This is a genomic window from Acinetobacter sp. KS-LM10, assembly GCF_036896575.1.
In the GTDB taxonomy this organism is placed as follows: Bacteria; Pseudomonadota; Gammaproteobacteria; order Pseudomonadales; family Moraxellaceae; genus Acinetobacter; species Acinetobacter avistercoris.
In genome coordinates, this window is record NZ_CP145906.1 from 765,791 (window position 1) to 791,516 (window position 25,726).

Annotated in this window: 16 protein-coding genes; 14 read left to right on the top strand and 2 right to left on the bottom strand. The window is 38.9% G+C overall.

The window, feature by feature from the left end; translation table 11 throughout:
* Positions 1-35 precede the first annotated feature (35 nt).
* The 4 genes from V5M36_RS03480 (at position 36) to V5M36_RS03495 (ending at position 4,632) form a co-directional block, all read left to right on the top strand.
* Positions 36-1,484, top strand: coding sequence for a C13 family peptidase (locus V5M36_RS03480; protein WP_338562055.1), 1,449 nt, complete (start codon positions 36-38; stop codon positions 1,482-1,484).
* 13 nt (positions 1,485-1,497) lie between these two features.
* Positions 1,498-2,334 (top strand): S-formylglutathione hydrolase, encoded by an 837-nt coding sequence (gene fghA, locus V5M36_RS03485; RefSeq protein WP_338562057.1) that lies wholly within the window; start codon positions 1,498-1,500, stop codon positions 2,332-2,334.
* Positions 2,335-2,574: 240 nt separating this feature from the next.
* A complete protein-coding gene (locus tag V5M36_RS03490) occupies positions 2,575-3,582 on the top strand; it encodes a YjgN family protein (protein WP_338564012.1) in 1,008 nt (335 codons plus the stop codon).
* A 15-nt stretch (positions 3,583-3,597) separates the two neighbouring features.
* Entirely contained in the window at positions 3,598-4,632 is a 1,035-nt protein-coding gene (locus V5M36_RS03495) for a M48 family metallopeptidase (protein WP_338562059.1), read from the top strand.
* 80 nt (positions 4,633-4,712) lie between these two features.
* On the opposite strand, the gene V5M36_RS03500 is transcribed toward V5M36_RS03495, so the two are convergent.
* On the bottom strand, positions 4,713-4,991 hold the full coding sequence (locus V5M36_RS03500) for a DUF2218 domain-containing protein (RefSeq protein ID WP_338562061.1): 279 nt from the start codon (positions 4,989-4,991) through the stop codon (positions 4,713-4,715).
* A 209-nt stretch (positions 4,992-5,200) separates the two neighbouring features.
* On the opposite strand from V5M36_RS03500, the gene rpe reads away from it, so the two are divergent.
* The 7 genes from rpe (at position 5,201) to V5M36_RS03535 (ending at position 12,039) form a co-directional block, all read left to right on the top strand.
* Entirely contained in the window at positions 5,201-5,887 is a 687-nt protein-coding gene (gene rpe / locus V5M36_RS03505) for a ribulose-phosphate 3-epimerase (protein ID WP_338562063.1), read from the top strand.
* 746 nt (positions 5,888-6,633) lie between these two features.
* Complete coding sequence (locus tag V5M36_RS03510; protein ID WP_338562065.1) at positions 6,634-7,107, top strand: hypothetical protein; 474 nt, start codon at positions 6,634-6,636, stop codon at positions 7,105-7,107.
* Between the two features lie 53 nt (positions 7,108-7,160).
* Entirely contained in the window at positions 7,161-9,110 is a 1,950-nt protein-coding gene (locus V5M36_RS03515) for a copper resistance system multicopper oxidase (RefSeq protein ID WP_338562067.1), read from the top strand.
* Positions 9,097-9,948 carry a copper resistance protein B gene (locus V5M36_RS03520; RefSeq protein WP_338562069.1) on the top strand — a complete coding sequence of 284 codons (852 nt, stop codon included), beginning with the start codon at positions 9,097-9,099 and terminating at the stop codon, positions 9,946-9,948. Before V5M36_RS03515 ends, V5M36_RS03520 begins: the two co-directional genes overlap by 14 nt.
* Before the next feature lie 501 nt (positions 9,949-10,449).
* Positions 10,450-10,767 carry a DMT family transporter gene (locus V5M36_RS03525; RefSeq protein ID WP_338562071.1) on the top strand — a complete coding sequence of 106 codons (318 nt, stop codon included), beginning with the start codon at positions 10,450-10,452 and terminating at the stop codon, positions 10,765-10,767.
* A 67-nt stretch (positions 10,768-10,834) separates the two neighbouring features.
* Entirely contained in the window at positions 10,835-11,323 is a 489-nt protein-coding gene (locus V5M36_RS03530; protein ID WP_338562073.1) for a methylated-DNA--[protein]-cysteine S-methyltransferase, read from the top strand.
* A 53-nt stretch (positions 11,324-11,376) separates the two neighbouring features.
* Positions 11,377-12,039 carry a nuclease-related domain-containing protein gene (locus V5M36_RS03535; RefSeq protein WP_338562075.1) on the top strand — a complete coding sequence of 221 codons (663 nt, stop codon included), beginning with the start codon at positions 11,377-11,379 and terminating at the stop codon, positions 12,037-12,039.
* Positions 12,040-12,328: 289 nt separating this feature from the next.
* Here V5M36_RS03535 and V5M36_RS03540 read toward each other — a convergent pair whose 3' ends face one another.
* On the bottom strand, positions 12,329-13,096 hold the full coding sequence (locus V5M36_RS03540; RefSeq protein WP_338562077.1) for a hydroxymethylpyrimidine/phosphomethylpyrimidine kinase: 768 nt from the start codon (positions 13,094-13,096) through the stop codon (positions 12,329-12,331).
* 97 nt (positions 13,097-13,193) lie between these two features.
* Between V5M36_RS03540 and V5M36_RS03545 the strand changes: the two genes are divergently transcribed.
* The 3 genes from V5M36_RS03545 (at position 13,194) to V5M36_RS03555 (ending at position 25,623) form a co-directional block, all read left to right on the top strand.
* Positions 13,194-13,847, top strand: coding sequence for an HAD-IA family hydrolase (locus V5M36_RS03545; RefSeq protein WP_338562079.1), 654 nt, complete (start codon positions 13,194-13,196; stop codon positions 13,845-13,847).
* 792 nt (positions 13,848-14,639) lie between these two features.
* Positions 14,640-15,113 carry a peptidoglycan-binding protein LysM gene (gene lysM, locus V5M36_RS03550; protein ID WP_338562081.1) on the top strand — a complete coding sequence of 158 codons (474 nt, stop codon included), beginning with the start codon at positions 14,640-14,642 and terminating at the stop codon, positions 15,111-15,113.
* Positions 15,114-15,888: 775 nt separating this feature from the next.
* Complete coding sequence (locus tag V5M36_RS03555; protein WP_338562083.1) at positions 15,889-25,623, top strand: BapA/Bap/LapF family large adhesin; 9,735 nt, start codon at positions 15,889-15,891, stop codon at positions 25,621-25,623.
* The last annotated feature ends 103 nt before the right edge of the window (positions 25,624-25,726 follow it).

Genomic DNA, 25,726 nt, shown 5'->3' on the forward strand with positions numbered 1-25,726 from the left:
AAAGCTGATACAAGCCTCTGTAAAACTGAACCCTTATGATAGATCTGAAACCCTCGATTAACTTTTGGCATGATTTAAAAAGTAACCAACGTGCAGGTATGTGGTTATTTCTGGGTTCACGTAAATCACTGCAAATCGTAAGACCATCGATTCTTCAATTGATTTTTTGGGGGATTTTAGGCGGTTGTGCGAGTTCGTTGTTCAGTTGGTTACTCTCAAATGGTTCAGGTGAATTTAACTCTCAGGGTTTGGTCAGTTATGCACTGTGGCCATTTATTGCATTAATTGTCGGTATCTTTCTATCACAACGAACCAATAATCCTCGTTTGATGTTGGTTCCAGCGTTATTGTGGTTGGTTTTAGATACATATATTGTTTTTTTTCAGTGCCTTATTCAATATTATTTTAACAATTTCGATTATCAACCTAATTTTTTTATTGATCAATTACAAAATATATTCTCTCTGTTATTTGTTTGGCAGAGTTTGGCTGTCATTTGGGTATTCTCCCGTGAGTTAAAATGGCCTTGGTGGGAACGTTTGCTGATTATGCTCGGAACGTTTATTACCCTATTTGTTTGGCAAATTTCATCTCAGAGCCAACCAATTTGGAAAGTTGAAGAAACTGCTCCCTCTATTTCTGAGCAGGCTTTTTATGCGCAGAGTCGCCTACTCAATCAGTCACTTGAACAAATTAAATTTGGTGAATTCGCCGCTACACATTGGTATTTCATGGGTGTGGCAGGAGCGAGCTATCAAGATGTTTTTAAGCTTGAAATAGAACGTATTCGTGAACAATTCGACACCCGATTTGGAACCTATGGTCGATCTATTGCCTTGATTAATAACCCTGCGACGCGTACTGAATTTCCGTTGGCGTCTAAAACCAGCATGGATTTGTCGCTACAACGCATTGGTTCACAAATGAATCGTGAAAGTGACGTCTTATTTTTATATATGACGTCACACGGTTTGGCCAATCAATTCCAAATGGAAAACGCACCGATTGATTTAGATGATGTTGATCCTAAATGGTTAAGAGCGACATTAGATAAGTCGGGTATTCGATGGAAAGTGATCGTTATTTCAGCGTGTTATTCAGGTAGTTTTATTCCTGCTTTACAATCACCAGATACTTTGATTATTACTGCATCAGCTGCGGATCGCGATTCTTTTGGCTGTTCGAGTGAATCTGATTATACTTATTTTGGACGGGCTTTTTTTGATCAAGCGATGCGAGAAAAGAGCAGTTTAAAAGCAGCATTTGATGAAGCAACGATTACAATAGCTACCTGGGAGCAAGCTCAAGGATTTCCAGCATCTGAACCACAATGGGTCATTGGTAAAAATATGGAAATCATGCTTCCGCAACTAGAGCAGCGCTTATTTCCTCAGCAAAGCACGCAGTCTCAAAGTCAAAATCAGCGTGTTGAATTGAATAATTTAAATTTGAATACTGAAGCCGTTGTAAAGGCTAATCCATAGAGTGAGCAATAATATGCAACTTATTCAGAAAAATAAATGTTTTGAAGGCGAACAACGCACTTATCAAATTGAATCAAATTATTTGAAAGGCGCTACAAAATTTTCAGTATTTATGCCTCCTCAAGCATTAAAAGGTCATTCTTGTCCAGCATTGTATTATCTCGCTGGACTGACCTGTACTGAAGAAACTTTTGTGGTCAAAGCACATGCACAAAGATTGGCAGCACAATTGGGATTGATTTTAATTAGTCCAGATACATCACCTCGTGGTGATACAGTTGAACAGGGTGACTCTTGGGATATTGGACAAGGGGGAGGCTTCTATATCGATGCGACGCAGATGCCTTGGTCTGAACATTTTCAGATGGAAAGCTATTTAATCCAAGAACTTTATCCACTATTACTGTCACAATTGCCTATTTTATCAAGTGCGATTGGTGTTTTTGGGCATAGTATGGGGGGGCATGGTGCTTTGACTTTGGCATGGAAATATCCTGAAAAATTCAAATCGGTTTCTGCATTTGCTCCAATTTGCGCGCCGAGTGAATGCCCATGGGGTGAAAAAGCTTTTAGCGCTTATTTAGGCGCAGAGAAAAATAATTGGCATGCACATGATGCGATGCAGTTGGTATTGAGTAAAGGTGCATTATTCGATGAAGTTCTCATCGATCAAGGTTTGGATGATCAATTTTATAGTCAGTTAAACCCTGATAAAATGATCAAAGCTTGTGAGCAAGTGAATCAGAAACTCATCTTAAGACAGCACGAAGGTTATGATCATGGATATTTCTTCATTCAAACGTTTATGGATGAACATCTCCAATTTCACGCATTACAATTGAATAAATAAGGTAAGATTATATTTAAAATGATGAAGCTTAAATAATTAGTTTTCATCATTTTGTTTTTAAAAAATTAAGATTTAATTTTAATTAAACAACGTATGACAATTTAATAACCATTTTTATAATGAATCATATTAGAGAATAATAATATGCAGCCTACTTCTGATACTCATCCATCAACCGACTTGCCCGATTCTAATGCACCATTTCCATTGTCGGATGCTGAATTTAATCAACCTGTTTATATGGGGCGAGAGTTTAAATTCCGATTCCATGGTAAAGCCATGGAGTATTTCGGTATTTGGATCGTCAATATTTTATTAACCATCGCTACACTGAGTCTATATGCGCCTTGGGCGAAAGTAAGACGCTTACGCTACTTCTATAATAACAGTGAATTTTTTCATCGTTTTTTTGATTTTACGGGTATACCCACTAAAATTTTAATTGGTCGTTTAATTGCATTAAGTATATGGGCTGTATTAGCAATTGCATCTTATATGGATATGGCGATTGCTGCTTTTGGTGTGTTGTTTATTTATTTGGCTATGCCTTGGCTGGTCCGTGCGACGGTTCGTTTTAATGCGCGAAATAGTAAGTTTGGAAATAGTCGGTTCTACTTTGAAGGGACCACGAAGCAAGCGTATATACAATTTTTTTATGCTGCATTGATTGTGATTTTTACGCTCGGCATTTTTAGTCCTGTGGCAATTTGGCTATATAAGCGCTATACCATCGATCATCTATATGTCGGGCAACTCAAGTTTAAGTTAAATAACGACTGGCCCCAATATATGCGTGCTGTTTATGTACCTATTGTTATGTTTTGGGGCATTTTAGCACTCTGTTTGATTCTTTTATTCGTCACTGTATCTGGGCTGAACACCGATGTATTTTTAACGTCTATTATTTTCGCGGTTTACGCTGTGGGCTTACTTTTTATCGGTCCACTGATTCAAGCGAGAATTTTTATCACGACTTGGAGCAGCACAACGCTTAATAATAGTGAGTTTAAAACTGAAGCCAATCAATGGCGTTATGCTTGGATCGTGGCATCGAATTGGCTGGCTAAGATTTTTAGTCTAGGCATGTTATCGGCTTGGGCTGCCATTCGACTATACCGCTATCAAATTGAGTCATTAACACTGACTCTACATGATGATCCAAACTTAATGATCAATATTGCTCAAAGCGATCACAATGCGATTGCTGAAGAAATTAGTGATATTTTTGATCTCGATATTTCACTTTAAATCGGAGTTTAGAAATTGAAGCAATCTGTTTCTGTTATTTACTACGATGGGGTGATTTCTAAGCCCTATGAAGCCAGTATGCAGTATGTTGATGACGAACATATTGTGGTGAGATATCAAGACAATGGTGTTTGGAAGAGCCAACGTTATCATGCTGACCAAATGACTTTATTGGGTACGATTGGACAGCGTAATCCGATTATCGAGTTGGAAAATGATGCTCGAATTGAATTGCAGCAGCAAGTTTTACCCGAGTGGGTGCCTGTAGAGCATAAAAGCTTTCACCATAAAGTTTGGAAACTTGAGCGCACGCCATCACTAATTATTTTTAGTGTGATCTTTGTTTTGGCACTAGGTTTTGCGGTCATTAAATGGGGGGTTCCATCCGCATCAAAAATGATTGCATTCCAGTTGCCTGAAAATACGTTAAATCGCATTGGTGGACAGGCTGAAGAATATCTCGAGAAGTATACTGAAGTTACTCAGCTTCCTCAGATACGCCAAGATCAAATCCGTGCACAGTATTTAAAGTTAGTTGCAGAAAATAAACCAGCCACATTAAAATTTCGTGGTGGAGGTGAGCTGGGTGCAAATGCTTTGGCTCTCCCAAACAACACCATTATATTGACTGATGAATTGGTTCATTTGGCAAAAAATGATGATGAGTTGATCGGGGTGTTGGCTCACGAACAAGGGCATTTGTTATATCGGCATAGTTTACAACAAGCTTTGTCAAGCTTAGGTTTTAGCGTGCTTTATATCGCGATTACGGGTGACAGTTCAGACCTTATGACCACTTTACCAATTGCACTAGTGAGTGCCGGTTATTCGCGTAAATTTGAACGACAATCCGATTTGTATGCACTTGAACTGATGCACCGTAAACAATTAGCAACCTCAAACTTTGCAAACTTCTTACAGAGAATGAGTGAAAAAGCGGAAGAGGATGAGGATCAAGCCGTTTGGTTAAAAGGCTTATCGAGTCATCCTGCAACCAAAGAAAGAATAAAAATGGTTCGTGATTTTCAGCTGGAACATTCTTCAAAATAAAACATTAAAGCCATCGTTTTGATTGTGTATCAATGCGATGGCTCTCAATAAAATTTTTTTCAATTTCATATGGTATTAATTCAAGCGGTATGAGTCCAATTCGCTTGAAATTCTTGTTGTGCCATACGATTTAAATGGTCTAGCACCACATTTTCCAGATTCGTATTGTCTGCATCATCAGTAATAATTTGAACCAATAACTGATCACTTTGTGCCGTGAGCACGATTGTTGCTTTTGGCATAAAGATACTGAATTGATCTTCATTTTCTGCCACTTCGAATTTATGCTTCCAATGATTGAGCAAGCGTTTAGCGATCCGTTTAGCTTCTAGGATCGCAATATTCGCTGAACTTTTCATAGATATGTACTCATCAATATTTTTATTGAGCATGAGCTTAACAGACTTAACTTATCTTTGCCTTAAGATCTATAGAACACAGCTTTGCAGAAACTGAATTCAACAGAGTAGTGGACTGATGATTAAAATGATCGGATTGAAAATAATAACGAGGTCTAAGTTTGTTATAATCATGCTATTCAATACACAACTCTGAGCAAGGTTCTGTCATGTCCAAGCCATTTTTAATCGCACCTTCTATTTTGTCTGCAGATTTTGCCCGTTTAGGTGAAGAAGTTGAAAATGTTTTAGCAGCTGGTGCTGATGTCGTACATTTCGATGTGATGGACAATCACTATGTACCTAATCTGACTTTCGGTGCAGGTGTATGTAAGGCATTAAAAAAATATGGTATTCAAGCCCCGATTGACGTGCATTTAATGGTATCTCCAGTAGATCGTATGATTGGCGATTTTATTGAAGCAGGCGCAGACATTATTACCTTCCATCCAGAGGCCTCAGATCATATCGATCGTTCATTACAATTGATCAAGGCGGGTGGTGCAAAAGCAGGTTTAGTGTTTAATCCTGCAACACCGCTACATTATCTAGACTATGTTTTAGATAAAGTAGATCAAATTTTATTGATGAGCGTAAACCCTGGTTTTGGTGGTCAAAAGTTTATCCCGATGACTTTAGATAAGTTACGCCAAGCACGTCAATTGATTGATGCATCAGGCCGAGATATTCGTTTAGAAGTTGATGGTGGCGTGACGCCTGCAAATATTCGTGCAATCGCTGAAGCGGGTGCAGATATGTTTGTGGCTGGTTCGGCTATTTTTGGTAAACCTGATTATAAATCTGTGATTGATGAAATGCGTTTAGAATTGTCAAAAGTAGGTTCAGTCGAGCTATAGTAAATATTGAATTAACACTCAAGATCTGTGGGTAACTTTGTGGTTAAGTTTGTAGATATCTATGTTGATAACACATGGGATAAGTTGGGTATTAATTAAGCTGTTGTGTTTGAATGGATTATTAATTAGACTAAATTTGTATAAAAAGGACTCAATTGAGTCCTTTTTTTTTATTTTTTTGAATATATAACTCACAGTGAATCATGATTCAAAGGCTTCAGAATTTGACTTTTCAGCCGCTTAAAAAATAACAAATAGATTTCGAATGATCATTTTGGGCCTGAAATTTTTATGCACACTATGAATGAAAAATTCGGCTAATGAGCATATCTAATTCTTAGTTATCCTAATTTTGATGTTCAAATGAATTTAAATAAATATTTTAATGTTTTTTTTGAGGAATGAGTTTAGAACAGAAAGCTTTAGCACGAGTATTAAATTAACAATTCAGATCTATTAAAATTTAGATTTTCATTCATGATAAGTCGGAATTGATCTTAATGAACTATTAAGTTGGGTGATGTGGTTGATTGTTTTATATGGACCACTCATTTCAATTAACAATTTAAATCGCCTAGTAGTATTACTGGCTCACATCAATAGTATGATTTATTCTAAATGCGCTGAAAATGTATTATTCACTAACTACGTGATGTTGTTCAAAAACCCCAAGGACTGAATTTGATTTGAGCTTTTTGCATCGGCACAGAAAACAGCGTTGCTTCATCATTCTCATCGTTTTGATTATGGGCTGGAGTAGTATTGTTCTCGCACAAGCACAATCTTTACTTTCAATGATGAGTCCTATAAGCAACGTCTTACATACTTCGGTTGCAGAGAATCAAGACAAACCAGAGCGTCAATCCATTGCTGCGAATGTGAGAGCAGACTGTTATGATGCGGCTTTAAACCCTAAATCAGCGCTGTCCAATCAACATAGCTCGCAAAAAAATATTCTACATGAGCATCATGGTTCTTTGCGTTTAGAACATGATGTCTTAGATTCAAAAAAACACTGTCAAAATAATCACATTACGCTATCTAAAACCCAATGTAATGATTGTGCACAAATGAGCTGTCAAAGCTTAGTTACATTGGTAAATACGCAAAATTTGCAATTTGAGTTTTCGAATCAAAATATAGAGACCTTATACCCGCAATATTTTGCCCAAAATTTAATCGGCTTTTGGCAAGAAATCTTACGTCCTCCTAAAACTTAACTTATTTCCAAAAAATTCATTTTGCACAATTTTTTGCACAATAAGGTTAAGTCATGTCTAAATATTTTAAATACAGCCTACTTATCGGGCTATATCTTTTCAACTGTAATATAGCGATTGCACAAGTTCGCGAATATAAATTACATATTGCCGAATCATCCATCAATTTGACTGGAAAAACAGTCAAAAAAATCACCGTAAATGGGGAGTTTCCAGCGCCTAAACTTGAATTTGAAGAAGGTGATGAAGCGATTATTCACGTATACAATCATCTTAAAAACCAAGACTCTTCGATCCATTGGCATGGTTTATTGTTGCCTGGATTAATGGATGGAGTACCTGGTTTCAATGGGTTTAAGGGCATTAAACCAAATGAACATTTTGTCTATCGTTTTAAAGTCCGACAAAGTGGAACCTACTGGTATCACGCCCATTCGAAAGGTCAAGAGCAAGACGGTTTGTATGGTGCTTTGGTGATATATCCAAAAGGAAACAAATCGCTAGCTGAACATGAGAAAACACAGCGTGATTATGTGGTCATGCTTTCCGATTTTCATGAGTCGAGTAGTCAGCAAATTATGCGTAACTTAAAAAAATCTGCTGAATTTTATCAAGATCAGAGAGAAACTGTTTTTGACGTAATGCAACAGATACAACGTAAGGGTTTGAAGTCGACATGGCAAGATCGAAGCATGTGGAATCAAATGCGTATGCTAAAAACCGATCTTTCTGATGTGAGTGGTTATACCTTTTTGATCAATGGTCAAACGAACCAACAGTATTGGACAGGTGTTTTTGAAGCACATGAAAAAGTAAGATTACGATTTATCAATGCATCAGCAATGTCATTTTTTGACGTCAATATACCTAATTTAAAAATGACTGTGGTGAGTGCAGATGGACAACCGATTGAACCAGTTACCGTAGATGAGTTTCGAATAGGTGCTGCCGAAACCTATGATGTGATTATTGAACCCAAGGCAATGCATTATCAGATTCAGGCAGAGTCAATCGATCGATCTGGTTTTGCAATCGGTCTATTACAGCGTCACGATGAAACAAGCAAAAAAATATCAAATAAAGAACAGATAAAAAAATATCAAATAAATATACCGAAAAGTCGCGCTCGAGCTCTACTAACCATGGAAGATATGGGGCATGGAGAATCAGATCAACATAGACATGAGAGTGGCAATTATGATGTAGAAATTGAAAAACCGCAGCGCATTTCGCAATTGGAAATGGACTCTCCAAACCATCCAAAAATGGATGTGAAAGAGAGCTCTTCTAAGGACAAGCAAGAAACAATAGTAAATCATGAATATAATCAGAGTTCTTCTGATCGTGTTAAGCATAAAATGAAAGATCAATCAGCGGATCAGATCAGTCAATTCAATACTCATGCGCATTTATCTCAAATCAGTACTCCAGATTCACATTCAAATGATGCATCTCCAACTTTGGATACTGTGCAAGGTTGGGCAAATGCTGATACACCCACTGGACATAAAGCCTTGCAATATAGTGATTTGCGTATACTGGGAACTCAGACAGATTTAAGACCTGCAACGCGAGAATTGGAAATTCGTTTAGGTGGGACTATGGAGCGATATATTTGGACCATCAATGGTAAAAAATTTAATGAAGCACAACCTTTGCATGTCAGGTATGGCGAACGGATTCGTTTAAAATTTATCAATGAAAGTATGATGGCGCATCCAATGCATTTACATGGCATGTTTATGCAATTAGAAAATGGCCAAAGTGTCAGTAAAATTCCCAATAAACATACAGTTGTTGTTGCTCCGGGCAAAACAGTCACCGCACTCTTAACCGCAGATGAATTGGGCGAATGGGCAATTCATTGTCATTTGTTATATCACATGACAGCTGGAATGATGACCAAGCTTATCGTTGCGAATGTAGAAGGAGACGCTCTAAGTCAGCCTCTTCCTTTCAAGCACTCTAAAAGTGACGATGGAGAGCTGCATGAACATCACTAAACCAATAGTTATATCCTTATCACTCGTTAAAACTAAAACGGGATTTAAAGCGATTCTCTCTGGATCATTGTTGTTGATCAATAGTTTTGTATTTGCCCAAACTGGCAGCGATCATATTGAACATCCCTCATTAAATACCGATCGTGTGTTGAGTCATTCTGATCATTCTAAGGATACAAATCATTTTAATGATCACGGTGGACAAATTTATCAATCCACTGAGATTAATCAAACGGGTGTTCTAAACGAGAATGGTGACGTAGGGTTCAAAGTAGACTTGGAGACGCGTGTAGGTACAGATGAAAATAAAATTTTTATAAAATATCATGGGATAAAAGCAGAGTCTGAATCTTTTGAATTTGATACGAAGCTTTTATACAGTAGGAGTATTAGTGATTTTTGGGATGCTCAGCTAGGATTGCAGTATAGCTCTCAACATGACAAAAAACGCAATGATGATCATTGGAAGGTAGTTCTAGGGCTGCATGGATTAGCGCCTTATTTTTTTGAAAATAATGTATATCTATATCTAGGTAAAGAGCAGCAAGTGTCATTGGCCTGGGAAATTGAGCGAGATTTTTTATTGACTCAAAAGTTCATTCTTAAACCTTTTTTTAACGCAGATTTGGTGCTCAGTGATCAATCTGAGCAAGCCAAAAAAAAAGGATTTGAGTCAGCAGCGTTGGGTTTAGAAGTTCGCTATGAAATCACTAAAAAATTGATGCCTTATGCAAGCATTGAATATGCCTATAAGCAGTCAACCTTGGAGAAAAATATGCAGCATCAAATCTCTCAGAAAAACTGGCTTTATGGTCTAGGTTTAAGGTTGAAGTTTTAAGATTGAAATTTTAATATCAATTTTGATCTTATAAATTTAATCGATTAAGATGAGAGGTCAGGACTTAAAAACTTAAGTTTTATGTGCTTTTAACCAGCTGTTTTTAATGAATTAAGAGCAGCTGTTAAAATTTATCTTTAAATATAAAATGTAAGCTTAGTAAAGCATTAAGTAAAATTGTGTTGAATGAACTTTGAATTGCATCACGCTTTTTGCTATTATTTTATTCAGACAAGTATTTGAACTAGACATTATCTCATTAGATAACTTTTCAACAAATGAATAACATCTCTAAAAATATTTGATCTGGACAAGAGGGGGAACGACCTCCCTTGATTTTCATAATTCTGGTTTAGCGATGTCGTTGTGAATTTGATGAGCTTCTATTTTATATAGTTGCCTTAAGCAAAGCGCTTCAATATTCGTCATTATCCATAGATTAAAAATCAAGAAAAAACGTCAGGACGACCTGACTCAATGATTTTATTTGGAGTCGCCGTTATGGCTTGGATCGTTCTTTTATTTGCAGGTTTTTTTGAAATTATTTGGGCATATTCGATGAAAATGTCCGATGGATTTACCAAACTTACCCCAAGCGTTATTACTATATTTTTTATGATTTTAAGTTTTGGTCTTCTCGCATATGCCATGAAAACCTTACCTTTAGGTACAGCGTATACGATTTGGACTGGTATTGGTGCGATAGGCTCATTCTTGGTCGGTATCTTTATTCTAAATGAGCCAGCAACAGCAATGCGTATGTTCGCTGCGGTATTGATTGTTTCAGGATTGGTTTTAATGAAACTGTCTTCAACATAATGAGAATTGTAATTAGACCATAATTTTTAGATCATGATTTTTAGACCATAATTTAATGGAGAAGTTGATGAAACTTTCTTTTGTAGAAATCGCTTCTCCAGTGGGTTTGTTAAAACTTGTGGCGAATGATCATGCTTTGGTTGCAGTCCTCTGGGAGAATGAAAATCCCAATCGCGTTCGATTAGCCGAATGGGTTGAACAGCCAGATCATCCCATTTTAATCAAGGCTAAAAATCAATTAGAAGAATATTTTATCGGGACCCGTAAACAATTTGATTTGCCTTTAGAATTTGAAGGAACTGAATTTCAGAAAAAAGTATGGCAAGCTTTACTCACCATTCCTTATTCTGAAACCCGTAGTTATCAACAAATTGCAGCCCAAATTGGTAGCATTAAAGCAGTACGCGCTGTCGGTGCGGCGAATGGTAAAAATCCAATTTCCATTATTGCGCCGTGTCATCGTGTCGTCGGAGCGAATGGAAAATTGGTCGGTTTTGCTGGTGGCTTAAAAAATAAAGAAATTTTATTGAGTTTAGAATCTAATTCATCTTGTTGATTGATCAAGATTGTACTATCTTGTTTTTAATCATATAAATAGAATAAATTCGCATGGAAAATATAGCGAGCGTTTTGTTCAACACTGTATTTATACAGTTATGGTGGTTTATTCCACTTTTCATATTGGTTGCGTTGCTCAAGTTTTTCAAACCGTATCTTAAAGGTAAATTTGGAGAGTTTGCTGTCAGCTTGCATGTGAAAAAATATTTAAATGAATCTTATATCTTATTAAATGATTGCACTTTGCCTGATGACCTTATCGGTACAACACAGATCGATCATATATTATTGAGTCCTTATGGTATTTTTGTGATCGAAACAAAAAATTATAAAGGCTGGATTTTCGGTCAAGTTCATAAAAAAAAATGGACACAACAGATTTATAAGAATCGCTATAAATTTCAGAATCCATTACATCAAAATTATAAACATGTTCAAGTGATGAGCACTATTTTAGAGGATTTGGTCGATCCCAATTCAATACATTCAGTCGTTGTATTTATGCCAGATTGTGAATTTAAAACGCCAATGCCTGAAAATGTTTTTAAAGGTGTGGCATGGATAGACTATGTTAAACAATTTAAAACAGAAGTGATTCCCACTAGACGTCTTAAACGGATCCAATTACGTTTAGAAAAAGAAGCACTAGAAAAGTCTTGGAAAACGCAAAAAATCCATCTTAATAATTTAAAAAAGAAAAATGATATTAATTAGAGGGTAATTAGATATTCATGAAATGCAAAATATTAGAACTCTTTATATTAGAACACTTTATATTAGAACTCTTTCATCAATCAAAAAAGATCATTGAGCAGCAAGGAATTCATATATAAAAATTCCTTTTCTATCCAGAATAAGGCTAGGATGATGAGTGACTGATTGAGGATGTGTTGTGTAAAAATGACTGATGAAAAGAAGTCTATTATTTTATGAAGATGTTCAATTTTGATAAAAATGATTCATAAATCACTAGCCCTGAATGAACAGGGCTAGTGATTGTCGATTAAAAGCGCTTTGGAATTTTTTGACCGTTTGGAACGGGACTATCTGCTTGTTTGAGTACACCAAAAAGCCAAGTTTCAGCATGATGTACAGCATTCTTGACGCTATCACCCATCGCCATTCGGCCCGCAATAAAGCTGGCTAATGAACAGCCTGAACCGTGATATTCACCTTCAAGTCGGGGACATTTCGTTTCAGAAATCAGTTTGCCATTTTCAAATAATGTATTCTTGATATAGTCGGGGGTATCCTCATGTCCACCTTTAACCAAAACCGCTTTTGCACCCATTTTAAATAATTGTGTGGTCGCTTGTTCTAGATCTTCTAAACCTGTCAAAGCGCGAAGTTCAACCGTATTTGGTGTAATTAAATCTGCCAATGGAATTAATTCTACGAAAGCTTGAACCAGTGTGGCTTGATTACCGAGTGAACCACCACTATTTGCAACTAAAACTGGATCGAGTACATAACTCAAATGAGAATGCTGTCGTAAAAATTCAGCCAGAGCAGCAATATTGTCTGTTGTTCCGAGCATGCCAGATTTCACGACCTGAATCGGTAAATCAATCATGACTGCGTTGGCTTGAGCGAGTAATAACTCTTTTGATGTCGCCTCAAAACTAAATACTTGTTGTGAGTTCTGTACAGTCAGTGCTGTACACGCAATCGCAGCATGCGCACCACTTTGACCGATCGCCTCAATATCTGCTTGCAAACCAGCACCACCTGATGGATCTAAACCAGAAAAACAAAGTACAGTAGGGCGCACATCAGTGTCCTTGAATCACGAATTTACGTTAGTATAGGCAACTTTGAGAGAAGTCTCGACAGTATTTTTATAGAAATAGCAGGTATAGGGATAAGCTGTGATTAAAAACTTATTAATTGATCTCGATGGTACATTAACCGATCCAAAAGTGGGGATTACCACTTCAGCTCGTTATGGTTTAAATAAAGTAGGTTATCCTATTCCTGATCATGAAAATATTGATTGGATTATTGGCCCTCCTTTAAAAGCATCATTGGCAAAATTATTGAACGTTTCTGAAGATGACATTTTGGCAGAACAAGCATTGCTGGGATACCGTGAACGTTTTGCAGTAACGGGGTTATTTGAAAATCATGTATTCGATGATGTAAAAGAAACTTTACAAGCTTTGCATAAACATGGATATCAACTTTTTTTAGCGACGGCTAAACCTGAAGTGTACGCTCGACAGATTTTAGAGCATTTTGATTTATTGACTTACTTTGTTTATCCATACGGCAGTGAGTTGAACGGAGAACGAACCAACAAAGCAGAGTTAATTGCGTATATTTTAGAAAAAGAGCAATTAAATCCAGCAGAATGTCTGATGGTCGGTGACAGAGAGCATGATATTTTTGGTGCGCGCAAAAATGGAATCGAAACGATAGCTGTGGAATATGGATACGGTTCAGATGAGGAATTAACAGCAGCTGCACCGAAACATAGAATTCAGAAATTTTCAGATTTGATGAGTTACTTAAACGAGATTTAATTTTCTAATTATCCATTCATCTCATCATATTATGCTGTAAATGATTCAAACGATAATCTAAGAATAAAATAAAACGTGCTCCTTTGAATTTCATGTGTCTCATATGATCTTCAGAGGCCAGATTAAAAAGAATGGGCAATAAGTGGCAATAAATTGATATGTGAAAATCGCTTCTTCCTTTGAGAGAAGTAGAATGAAGGAATACTAATGATGAGTTTTTTTGTGCAAAAGGAGTTATGAAAGTAGTCTAATCATCTCTTGTTGTTAATGTAAACTTTATAATTATCAAAATAATCACTAAATTTTCAGTCATACATCAAACTGACTATTTTTATGATGTGAGAAAGGATAATTGTAAAATTCACAGTATATTTTAAAGTTTTTATTAACAATGCTGTGATTTTACCCTTCGAAAAAAACGATCTAATTTCAAAAAATAACAATCGAAAAAATTTATTACTACTTATTTATATAAACTGTTATTGAGCATTTTTAGCCATTCAGAAAAGTTCATCAATGATTGTTGAACTGATGTTTTTACATTTAATTGAATAAAATCATTTAAATGATACGCTGTAATTTTGATCTAATAATTGCCCTTATTTCGAAGACATTCCAAAAATAGATCAAGATATATCCAATGCGAATAACAAATACAATTACATATGTTTACGTTTAACTGACCAAAGACAACTTAGCGCATGTACAAATTTAGGTATAAAAATAGAGCAAGTTTCATTTCACTACGTTTTACAAAAAATACTAACTTTAATGCATATACGGAGAACAACAATGGGTCTTTTTGATTTTGTTAAAGGCATCGGTAAAAAAAATACAGCTCCTGCTGAGCAACAAGCTGCACCTGCTACTCCCGCTGAGCCATCTGCTCAAGAAGTGGCGAACAAATTATTAGGTCATATCAAGGCATTAGGTTTACCTGTTGCTGGTTTATCTGTTGCTTATAATGGAACAACAGATTTAGCGACAGTCAAAGGTCAGGTAGAAACACAAGCTGATCGTGAAAAAATTATTTTGGCTGTTGGTAACGTAGATCATGTTGCTCAAGTAGATGATCAATTAACGGTGTCATCACCAGAACCAGAGAGTAAGTTTTATACAGTCAAATCTGGAGATAATCTGTCTAAAATTTCAAAAGAATTTTATGGTGATGCAAATCAATATAATAAAATTTTTGAAGCAAATCGTCCATTACTTAAGAATGCAGACGATATTTTCCCTGGTCAAGTTCTTCGTATTCCCGCTTAAATACTAAAGATAAAAAGCCGAGTTTAAACTCGGCTTTTTTTGTTTTTACTTTATATATATTAAAAAATAAATATTTCTAAAAATAAAATTTAAAATAATTAATCATTAAAAATTAACAAGTGTTCTAATTGTTATAAAGCACAAATAAATTGAATTATTTCTCACTTATTTAAGTGCTATTCCTATTTTTTATATTTTTTGAACTCACTATTTTTCTTTAAATCTGTAACATTTGGTCAGTCACTGTGTTTTTAATATTCATATTGCGTCAATTTGGTGCGTGTTTTGGCGCAAACTTTTATTAAAAAATAAGTAATGTTTTGTGTTTTAATTTTTAGAGTTTATTGAAATATTTTAACTAATATTTTGATTATTATAAATTTTAATGAATGATATCTAGAAATTGGCTTAGTAGGCCGAATACATGCCTATTGTTGTATAAATGTTACTCATGTAAATATATGAAACATTTGGTGATCTTTATGTAAACATTTCATTGCTTATTAAAATTTAATATTAATGAGTAACTGGTCAACAAAATTATTTTAAGTGAGATTATGTAATTATTATATTCTTCTATGTTGTTATAATTCACACTAATTACATTTAATTAAAACAATAACTTATATTTTGATTTGAATTGGATTAAATTTACTAAATTCATTGTTTATTTATATTAAATAGTTGCTGATTTTCTCTATGTTTACATATGGGAAACATCTGCTACAAAAGAATATGAGGTAACGAATATCACAATAAACAATGAGGATACATTATGCCAACTTTAGACATTATTTCAAAAGGGACTGGTACTGTTATTGAAAGTACCAATTTAAATAAAATAATATTAAAGGAAAACTCTGTAGTTAAAGTTAAAATATCATATGAAGAAGTATTAAATATAAGAAGAGAAGGTGACAGTGCTGTAATCACGCTTAAAAATGGTGAACAAATAATAATTGAAAGTTATTTTGATGATCCTGCTAATAGTCATCAAATTGTTTTTGAAGACGATGGTCAGCTTTATTGGGCTGAATTTACTGATGCAGCAAATGAAATTGCATCTACCATTAAATATCACCCACTAGATTCAATCGATGTATTACTTGCTGGGAGTACGACTTCTTCTGGAATTTCACCTTGGTGGATAGGAGCTGGATTAGCAGCTGGTGTTGTGATCATTGCAGATAACATGTCTGGTTCTAATAAAAATAAATCAGATAATGTTGAACCTCAACCACCGATCAACAAAGATTTGGAAGTAGCTAAAGAAGCGGTTGGAAAAGCAGAATCTGCTTATAAAGCTGCGGAAGATGCACTTAAGGATGCCAACGCAAATGGCTTAATCACGCCGAAAGAACTGGCTGATTTAACCCAAGCACGCGATGATGCGATTGCTGCAAAAGCTGAAGCACAAGCGAAAGTGGACTTACTACCAGCAAGTACAAATAAAGATGCACTACAAGACCGTTTAGATAAGTTGGTTGATATTACGTTACCAACAGTGAACGATGCCAATGACGACGGTATTATTGATGATGTAAATGCAGCATTAACAGAAGCAACTGCATCGGTTGAAGCGGCCGAAGCAGCATATGCAGCGGCAGACAAAGCCCTTGTGGATGCCAATGCGAATGGCTTAATCACACCGACAGAGCTGACAGCATTAACAGAAGCACGTGATGCTGCGATTGCTGCAAAAGCTGAAGCACAAACCAAAGTAACGGCATTACCAGCAGAAGTACAACTCGCGAAAGATGCCCTCCAAGCGCGTCTAGACGACCTTGTTGATATCACCTTGCCAACAGTTAACGATGTAGATGAAGACGGTATTGTTGATGATGTAAATGCAGCATTAACAGAAGCAACTGCATCGGTTGAAGCGGCCGAAGCAGCATATGCAGCGGCAGACAAAGCCCTTGTGGATGCCAATGCGAATGGCTTAATCACACCGACAGAGCTGACAGCATTAACAGAAGCACGTGATGCTGCGATTGCTGCAAAAGCTGAAGCACAAACCAAAGTAACGGCATTACCAGCAGAAGTACAACTCGCGAAAGATGCCCTCCAAGCGCGTCTAGACGACCTTGTTGATATCACCTTGCCAACAGTTAACGATGTAGATGAAGACGGTATTGTTGATGATGTAAATGCAGCATTAACAGAAGCAACTGCATCGGTTGAAGCGGCCGAAGCAGCATATGCAGCGGCAGACAAAGCCCTTGTGGATGCCAATGCGAATGGCTTAATCACACCGACAGAGCTGACAGCATTAACAGAAGCACGTGATGCTGCGATTGCTGCAAAAGCTGAAGCACAAACCAAAGTAACGGCATTACCAGCAGAAGTACAACTCGCGAAAGATGCCCTCCAAGCGCGTCTAGACGACCTTGTTGATATCACCTTGCCAACAGTTAACGATGTAGATGAAGACGGTATTGTTGATGATGTAAATGCAGCATTAACAGAAGCAACTGCATCGGTTGAAGCGGCCGAAGCAGCATATGCAGCGGCAGACAAAGCCCTTGTGGATGCCAATGCGAATGGCTTAATCACACCGACAGAGCTGACAGCATTAACAGAAGCGCGTGATGCTGCGATTGCTGCAAAAGCTGAAGCACAAACCAAAGTAACGGCATTACCAGCAGAAGTACAACTCGCGAAAGATGCCCTCCAAGCGCGTCTAGACGACCTTGTTGATATCACCTTGCCAACAGTTAACGATGTAGATGAAGACGGTATTGTTGATGATGTAAATGCAGCATTAACAGAAGCAACTGCATCGGTTGAAGCGGCCGAAGCAGCATATGCAGCGGCAGACAAAGCCCTTGTGGATGCCAATGCGAATGGCTTAATCACACCGACAGAGCTGACAGCATTAACAGAAGCACGTGATGCTGCGATTGCTGCAAAAGCTGAAGCACAAACCAAAGTAACGGCATTACCAGCAGAAGTACAACTCGCGAAAGATGCCCTCCAAGCGCGTCTAGACGACCTTGTTGATATCACCTTGCCAACAGTTAACGATGTAGATGAAGACGGTATTGTTGATGATGTAAATGCAGCATTAACAGAAGCAACTGCATCGGTTGAAGCGGCCGAAGCAGCATATGCAGCGGCAGACAAAGCCCTTGTGGATGCCAATGCGAATGGCTTAATCACACCGACAGAGCTGACAGCATTAACAGAAGCACGTGATGCTGCGATTGCTGCAAAAGCTGAAGCACAAACCAAAGTAACGGCATTACCAGCAGAAGTACAACTCGCGAAAGATGCCCTCCAAGCGCGTCTAGACGACCTTGTTGATATCACCTTGCCAACAGTTAACGATGTAGATGAAGACGGTATTGTTGATGATGTAAATGCAGCATTAACAGAAGCAACTGCATCGGTTGAAGCGGCCGAAGCAGCATATGCAGCGGCAGACAAAGCCCTTGTGGATGCCAATGCGAATGGCTTAATCACACCGACAGAGCTGACAGCATTAACAGAAGCACGTGATGCTGCGATTGCTGCAAAAGCTGAAGCACAAACCAAAGTAACGGCATTACCAGCAGAAGTACAACTCGCGAAAGATGCCCTCCAAGCGCGTCTAGACGACCTTGTTGATATCACCTTGCCAACAGTTAACGATGTAGATGAAGACGGTATTGTTGATGATGTAAATGCAGCATTAACAGAAGCAACTGCATCGGTTGAAGCGGCCGAAGCAGCATATGCAGCGGCAGACAAAGCCCTTGTGGATGCCAATGCGAATGGCTTAATCACACCGACAGAGCTGACAGCATTAACAGAAGCACGTGATGCTGCGATTGCTGCAAAAGCTGAAGCACAAACCAAAGTAACGGCATTACCAGCAGAAGTACAACTCGCGAAAGATGCCCTCCAAGCGCGTCTAGACGACCTTGTTGATATCACCTTGCCAACAGTTAACGATGTAGATGAAGACGGTATTGTTGATGATGTAAATGCAGCATTAACAGAAGCAACTGCATCGGTTGAAGCGGCCGAAGCAGCATATGCAGCGGCAGACAAAGCCCTTGTGGATGCCAATGCGAATGGCTTAATCACACCGACAGAGCTGACAGCATTAACAGAAGCACGTGATGCTGCGATTGCTGCAAAAGCTGAAGCACAAACCAAAGTAACGGCATTACCAGCAGAAGTACAACTCGCGAAAGATGCCCTCCAAGCGCGTCTAGACGACCTTGTTGATATCACCTTGCCAACAGTTAACGATGTAGATGAAGACGGTATTGTTGATGATGTAAATGCAGCATTAACAGAAGCAACTGCATCGGTTGAAGCGGCCGAAGCAGCATATGCAGCGGCAGACAAAGCCCTTGTGGATGCCAATGCGAATGGCTTAATCACACCGACAGAGCTGACAGCATTAACAGAAGCACGTGATGCTGCGATTGCTGCAAAAGCTGAAGCACAAACCAAAGTGACGGCATTACCAGCAGAAGTACAACTCGCGAAAGATGCCCTCCAAGCGCGTCTAGACGACCTTGTTGATATCACCTTGCCAACAGTTAACGATGTAGATGAAGACGGTATTGTTGATGATGTAAATGCAGCATTAACAGAAGCAACTGCATCGGTTGAAGCGGCCGAAGCAGCATATGCAGCGGCAGACAAAGCCCTTGTGGATGCCAATGCGAATGGCTTAATCACACCGACAGAGCTGACAGCATTAACAGAAGCACGTGATGCTGCGATTGCTGCAAAAGCTGAAGCACAAACCAAAGTAACGGCATTACCAGCAGAAGTACAACTCGCGAAAGATGCCCTCCAAGCGCGTCTAGACGACCTTGTTGATATCACCTTGCCAACAGTTAACGATGTAGATGAAGACGGTATTGTTGATGATGTAAATGCAGCATTAACAGAAGCAACTGCATCGGTTGAAGCGGCCGAAGCAGCATATGCAGCGGCAGACAAAGCCCTTGTGGATGCCAATGCGAATGGCTTAATCACACCGACAGAGCTGACAGCATTAACAGAAGCACGTGATGCTGCGATTGCTGCAAAAGCTGAAGCACAAACCAAAGTGACGGCATTACCAGCAGAAGTACAACTCGCGAAAGATGCCCTCCAAGCGCGTCTAGACGACCTTGTTGATATCACCTTGCCAACAGTTAACGATGTAGATGAAGACGGTATTGTTGATGATGTAAATGCAGCATTAACAGAAGCAACTGCATCGGTTGAAGCGGCCGAAGCAGCATATGCAGCGGCAGACAAAGCCCTTGTGGATGCCAATGCGAATGGCTTAATCACACCGACAGAGCTGACAGCATTAACAGAAGCACGTGATGCTGCGATTGCTGCAAAAGCTGAAGCACAAACCAAAGTAACGGCATTACCAGCAGAAGTACAACTCGCGAAAGATGCCCTCCAAGCGCGTCTAGACGACCTTGTTGATATCACCTTGCCAACAGTTAACGATGTAGATGAAGACGGTATTGTTGATGATGTAAATGCAGCATTAACAGAAGCAACTGCATCGGTTGAAGCGGCCGAAGCAGCATATGCAGCGGCAGACAAAGCCCTTGTGGATGCCAATGCGAATGGCTTAATCACACCGACAGAGCTGACAGCATTAACAGAAGCACGTGATGCTGCGATTGCTGCAAAAGCTGAAGCACAAACCAAAGTAACGGCATTACCAGCAGAAGTACAACTCGCGAAAGATGCCCTCCAAGCGCGTCTAGACGACCTTGTTGATATCACCTTGCCAACAGTTAACGATGTAGATGAAGACGGTATTGTTGATGATGTAAATGCAGCATTAACAGAAGCAACTGCATCGGTTGAAGCGGCCGAAGCAGCATATGCAGCGGCAGACAAAGCCCTTGTGGATGCCAATGCGAATGGCTTAATCACACCGACAGAGCTGACAGCATTAACAGAAGCGCGTGATGCTGCGATTGCTGCAAAAGCTGAAGCACAAACCAAAGTAACGGCATTACCAGCAGAAGTACAACTCGCGAAAGATGCCCTCCAAGCGCGTCTAGACGACCTTGTTGATATCACCTTGCCAACAGTTAACGATGTAGATGAAGACGGTATTGTTGATGATGTAAATGCAGCATTAACAGAAGCAACTGCATCGGTTGAAGCGGCCGAAGCAGCATATGCAGCGGCAGACAAAGCCCTTGTGGATGCCAATGCGAATGGCTTAATCACACCGACAGAGCTGACAGCATTAACAGAAGCACGTGATGCTGCGATTGCTGCAAAAGCTGAAGCACAAACCAAAGTAACGGCATTACCAGCAGAAGTACAACTCGCGAAAGATGCCCTCCAAGCGCGTCTAGACGACCTTGTTGATATCACCTTGCCAACAGTTAACGATGTAGATGAAGACGGTATTGTTGATGATGTAAATGCAGCATTAACAGAAGCAACTGCATCGGTTGAAGCGGCCGAAGCAGCATATGCAGCGGCAGACAAAGCCCTTGTGGATGCCAATGCGAATGGCTTAATCACACCGACAGAGCTGACAGCATTAACAGAAGCACGTGATGCTGCGATTGCTGCAAAAGCTGAAGCACAAACCAAAGTAACGGCATTACCAGCAGAAGTACAACTCGCGAAAGATGCCCTCCAAGCGCGTCTAGACGACCTTGTTGATATCACCTTGCCAACAGTTAACGATGTAGATGAAGACGGTATTGTTGATGATGTAAATGCAGCATTAACAGAAGCAACTGCATCGGTTGAAGCGGCCGAAGCAGCATATGCAGCGGCAGACAAAGCCCTTGTGGATGCCAATGCGAATGGCTTAATCACACCGACAGAGCTGACAGCATTAACAGAAGCACGTGATGCTGCGATTGCTGCAAAAGCTGAAGCACAAACCAAAGTAACGGCATTACCAGCAGAAGTACAACTCGCGAAAGATGCCCTCCAAGCGCGTCTAGACGACCTTGTTGATATCACCTTGCCAACAGTTAACGATGTAGATGAAGACGGTATTGTTGATGATGTAAATGCAGCATTAACAGAAGCAACTGCATCGGTTGAAGCGGCCGAAGCAGCATATGCAGCGGCAGACAAAGCCCTTGTGGATGCCAATGCGAATGGCTTAATCACACCGACAGAGCTGACAGCATTAACAGAAGCACGTGATGCTGCGATTGCTGCAAAAGCTGAAGCACAAACCAAAGTAACGGCATTACCAGCAGAAGTACAACTCGCGAAAGATGCCCTCCAAGCGCGTCTAGACGACCTTGTTGATATCACCTTGCCAACAGTTAACGATGTAGATGAAGACGGTATTGTTGATGATGTAAATGCAGCATTAACAGAAGCAACTGCATCGGTTGAAGCGGCCGAAGCAGCATATGCAGCGGCAGACAAAGCCCTTGTGGATGCCAATGCGAATGGCTTAATCACACCGACAGAGCTGACAGCATTAACAGAAGCACGTGATGCTGCGATTGCTGCAAAAGCTGAAGCACAAACCAAAGTAACGGCATTACCAGCAGAAGTACAACTCGCGAAAGATGCCCTCCAAGCGCGTCTAGACGACCTTGTTGATATCACCTTGCCAACAGTTAACGATGTAGATGAAGACGGTATTGTTGATGATGTAAATGCAGCATTAACAGAAGCAACTGCATCGGTTGAAGCGGCCGAAGCAGCATATGCAGCGGCAGACAAAGCCCTTGTGGATGCCAATGCGAATGGCTTAATCACACCGACAGAGCTGACAGCATTAACAGAAGCACGTGATGCTGCGATTGCTGCAAAAGCTGAAGCACAAACCAAAGTGACGGCATTACCAGCAGAAGTACAACTCGCGAAAGATGCCCTCCAAGTGCGTCTAGATAAGTTGGTTGATATTGATCTTCCAGAAGTGACTGAAGGGCTATTTGTCGCTGCTGATAATGATGTGCAATTGGTATTGGATATTGATCCAACGGTCATCACAAATAATAATCCATCAGCTCTAAACTCTACTGGATTTACCGTAGGTGCAGTAGGATTGGGTCCAGTATTAAATGCAAGTATACTCGAAAGTATATTTAGTTCTTCAGTGCAATTATCCGTTGCTGAAGGTACAACGCGTGATATTAGCTTTAATGCAGATGCAGGTGGTTTGACTGTTGGAACCATGGACTTATACATCTATAAGTTAAATGAAACTACAGGCGAGTGGGAACAAAAAGAAGTTCTCAAAAACTGGTATACAGTCGTCTTAGGTGGTGTTTCACCAACAGTTCAACGAGAATTAGACGATGGCGAGTGGCTATTTGTTTTAGGAAATGGTGCAGGTTTATCACTCGTTACAGGATACACATTAAGATTTACTGAAGATAAAGTAAATGACTTCAATAACCCAACAGCTGTAACTGGAATAATTTCTGGAAATGTTATTTCTGATATTGATTATCAAAACGGACAAGATGTTGTGCCAGTGGGAAGTAAAATTACTGGGATTACAAGTAATGGAAATACAGAAGCTGTATCAGACTCTGGTCAAACTAGTATCGAAGGTAAATACGGTACTTTAACGATTAATAAAGACGGAACATTTAGTTATACCGTTAAGAGTGATTTCAGAAAATATGGTGAAGTCGATAGCTTTACGTATGAAGTAACTGCGCCAAATGGAGATAAAACCACAGCAAAACTTAATATTGAATTAACACGATTTGCATCTGATGAAGAAGCAATCATTGATAATACAGTATTGTTGAATGTGACACCTGAATACAGTGAATTAACTGGTACTGATATTGAGATTTCAAATGCGACTGCTATCAGCGTACTTGACTTAGGAATCGCAGGTGATGTGTTGTCTGCAAGTATTATTGGTACAGAAGGGGTAATGGACTTTACTGTAGCGGAAGGTACAACGCAGAATATTTCATTCTCTGGTGCTGCTGGTGGCCTAACTCTTGCTTCTGAGTTTAGCTTTGTGATTTATCGCTTAAATGAAACAACGGGTCAGTTAGTACAAGTCCATGAAATTCCAAAATTTGTTCAGGTACTGCTGTTGGGTGGTACGGCTCAGGATGTTACACTAAGTTTTGGTGAGGGAACTTATGTCGGCATCATTAAACAAACAAGTGGAGTGAATGTAATTGGTGGCGCTACAGCCAGCGTAGAAAAAGTTGAGGTTTATGATTATTCTAAACCAACAACATTTGAAGGTAGTGTAGCTGGGGATGTCACACCAGAAGCGACTGATACATTATTAAAAGTCAATGATCAACTTTTCATTGAAGGTCAAGCAGTAACAGTTGTAGGACAGTATGGAACATTGGTTATTAAGGCTGATGGAACATATGCTTATGATGTTGCAGTGCCAAGTGATACTTCAACATGGAAACCGCCTTATGGTGCTGTAGATCGCTTTGAAGTTGTAGTCAAAAAGGCCGATGGTCAATCAGTGATTGAAGTATTGAATATCAAGTTAGATACCAATACAGCTGCTAATGATTCAAATGAAGTTAATGTGGTTGCGAATACCTTTAGCTCAATATCAGTGGAGGCAAATATACCAGCTATTTCTTTATCTTCTAGTGAAAAACTTGAGTTTAACATTCAAGAAGATGCATATGCGAAGTCAATAAATCTAAAAGGTAGTATTACTTCCTCATTTTTTATTAGAACGGTTAACGTTGAAGTTATACAAACTGTAAATGGCGTTGACACAGTTGTCTATGATGGCCCTGCATCTATAGCATCAGGGAGTTTCACATTAGACATTCAACGTTCTAACGGAAGTACATTTGAAGCTGGTGATTATAAAGTCAATATTAATTCGATTAATAGTTACATCACTGATGCTTCGATTACTGCTACAGTATTCAATGATATTTCATCTGTTACAGCTCCACCAACAAACGGTGATTTATTTGCCAACGATCAAGCGACAGGTCAGATCGATATCTTGAAGATTGGATCAAAAGAGCTATACATCAATGACCCTGCAAAAGGCGGTAATCAGTTTACTGTTGAAGGGAAATACGGGGTGTTAACGGTGAATAAAGATGGTACGTATGAATATCAAGCCTCTGGTGAGAGTGGTGGTCTTGAGACATTCACTTACACAACCATTTCTAAAGCAGGTTCTGTTCAAACAGCAACTCTAGAGATTAATGTGGGGATGACTCTTACTGGAAGCAGTGAAAGTGAAACTGTTAATGCTTCAGCGTCAGTGGATACATTTACTCTAGGAGCCGGTGCCGATACAGTAGTTTATGATGTATTGAATCAGGCATTGGATCAAAATAAGCCAGATGTGTGGACTGACTTTAGCGTAACTCAAGGCGATAAGATCGATGTCACTGCATTGCTACAGGATCAAAACGTAACTGCTAATAATATTGGCGATTATGTAACGGTTGAAAAACGTGGTAATGACACAGTGGTGAAAATTGATCGCGATGCACAAGAAACTAAATACAATCCTACTGAGCTGCTTGTGTTGAAAAATACAGACGTTACTAATCTGGGCTTGGATGAGTTTTTGAAATACAACCAAATTTAATGTGATTATTTAAAAAAAAGAGGCTTTTAGAAGCCTCTTTTTTTATTGTTTATAAGTAAAGGGTTTTTAAAATCTTAGATTTATAAAATCATTTTCACATATA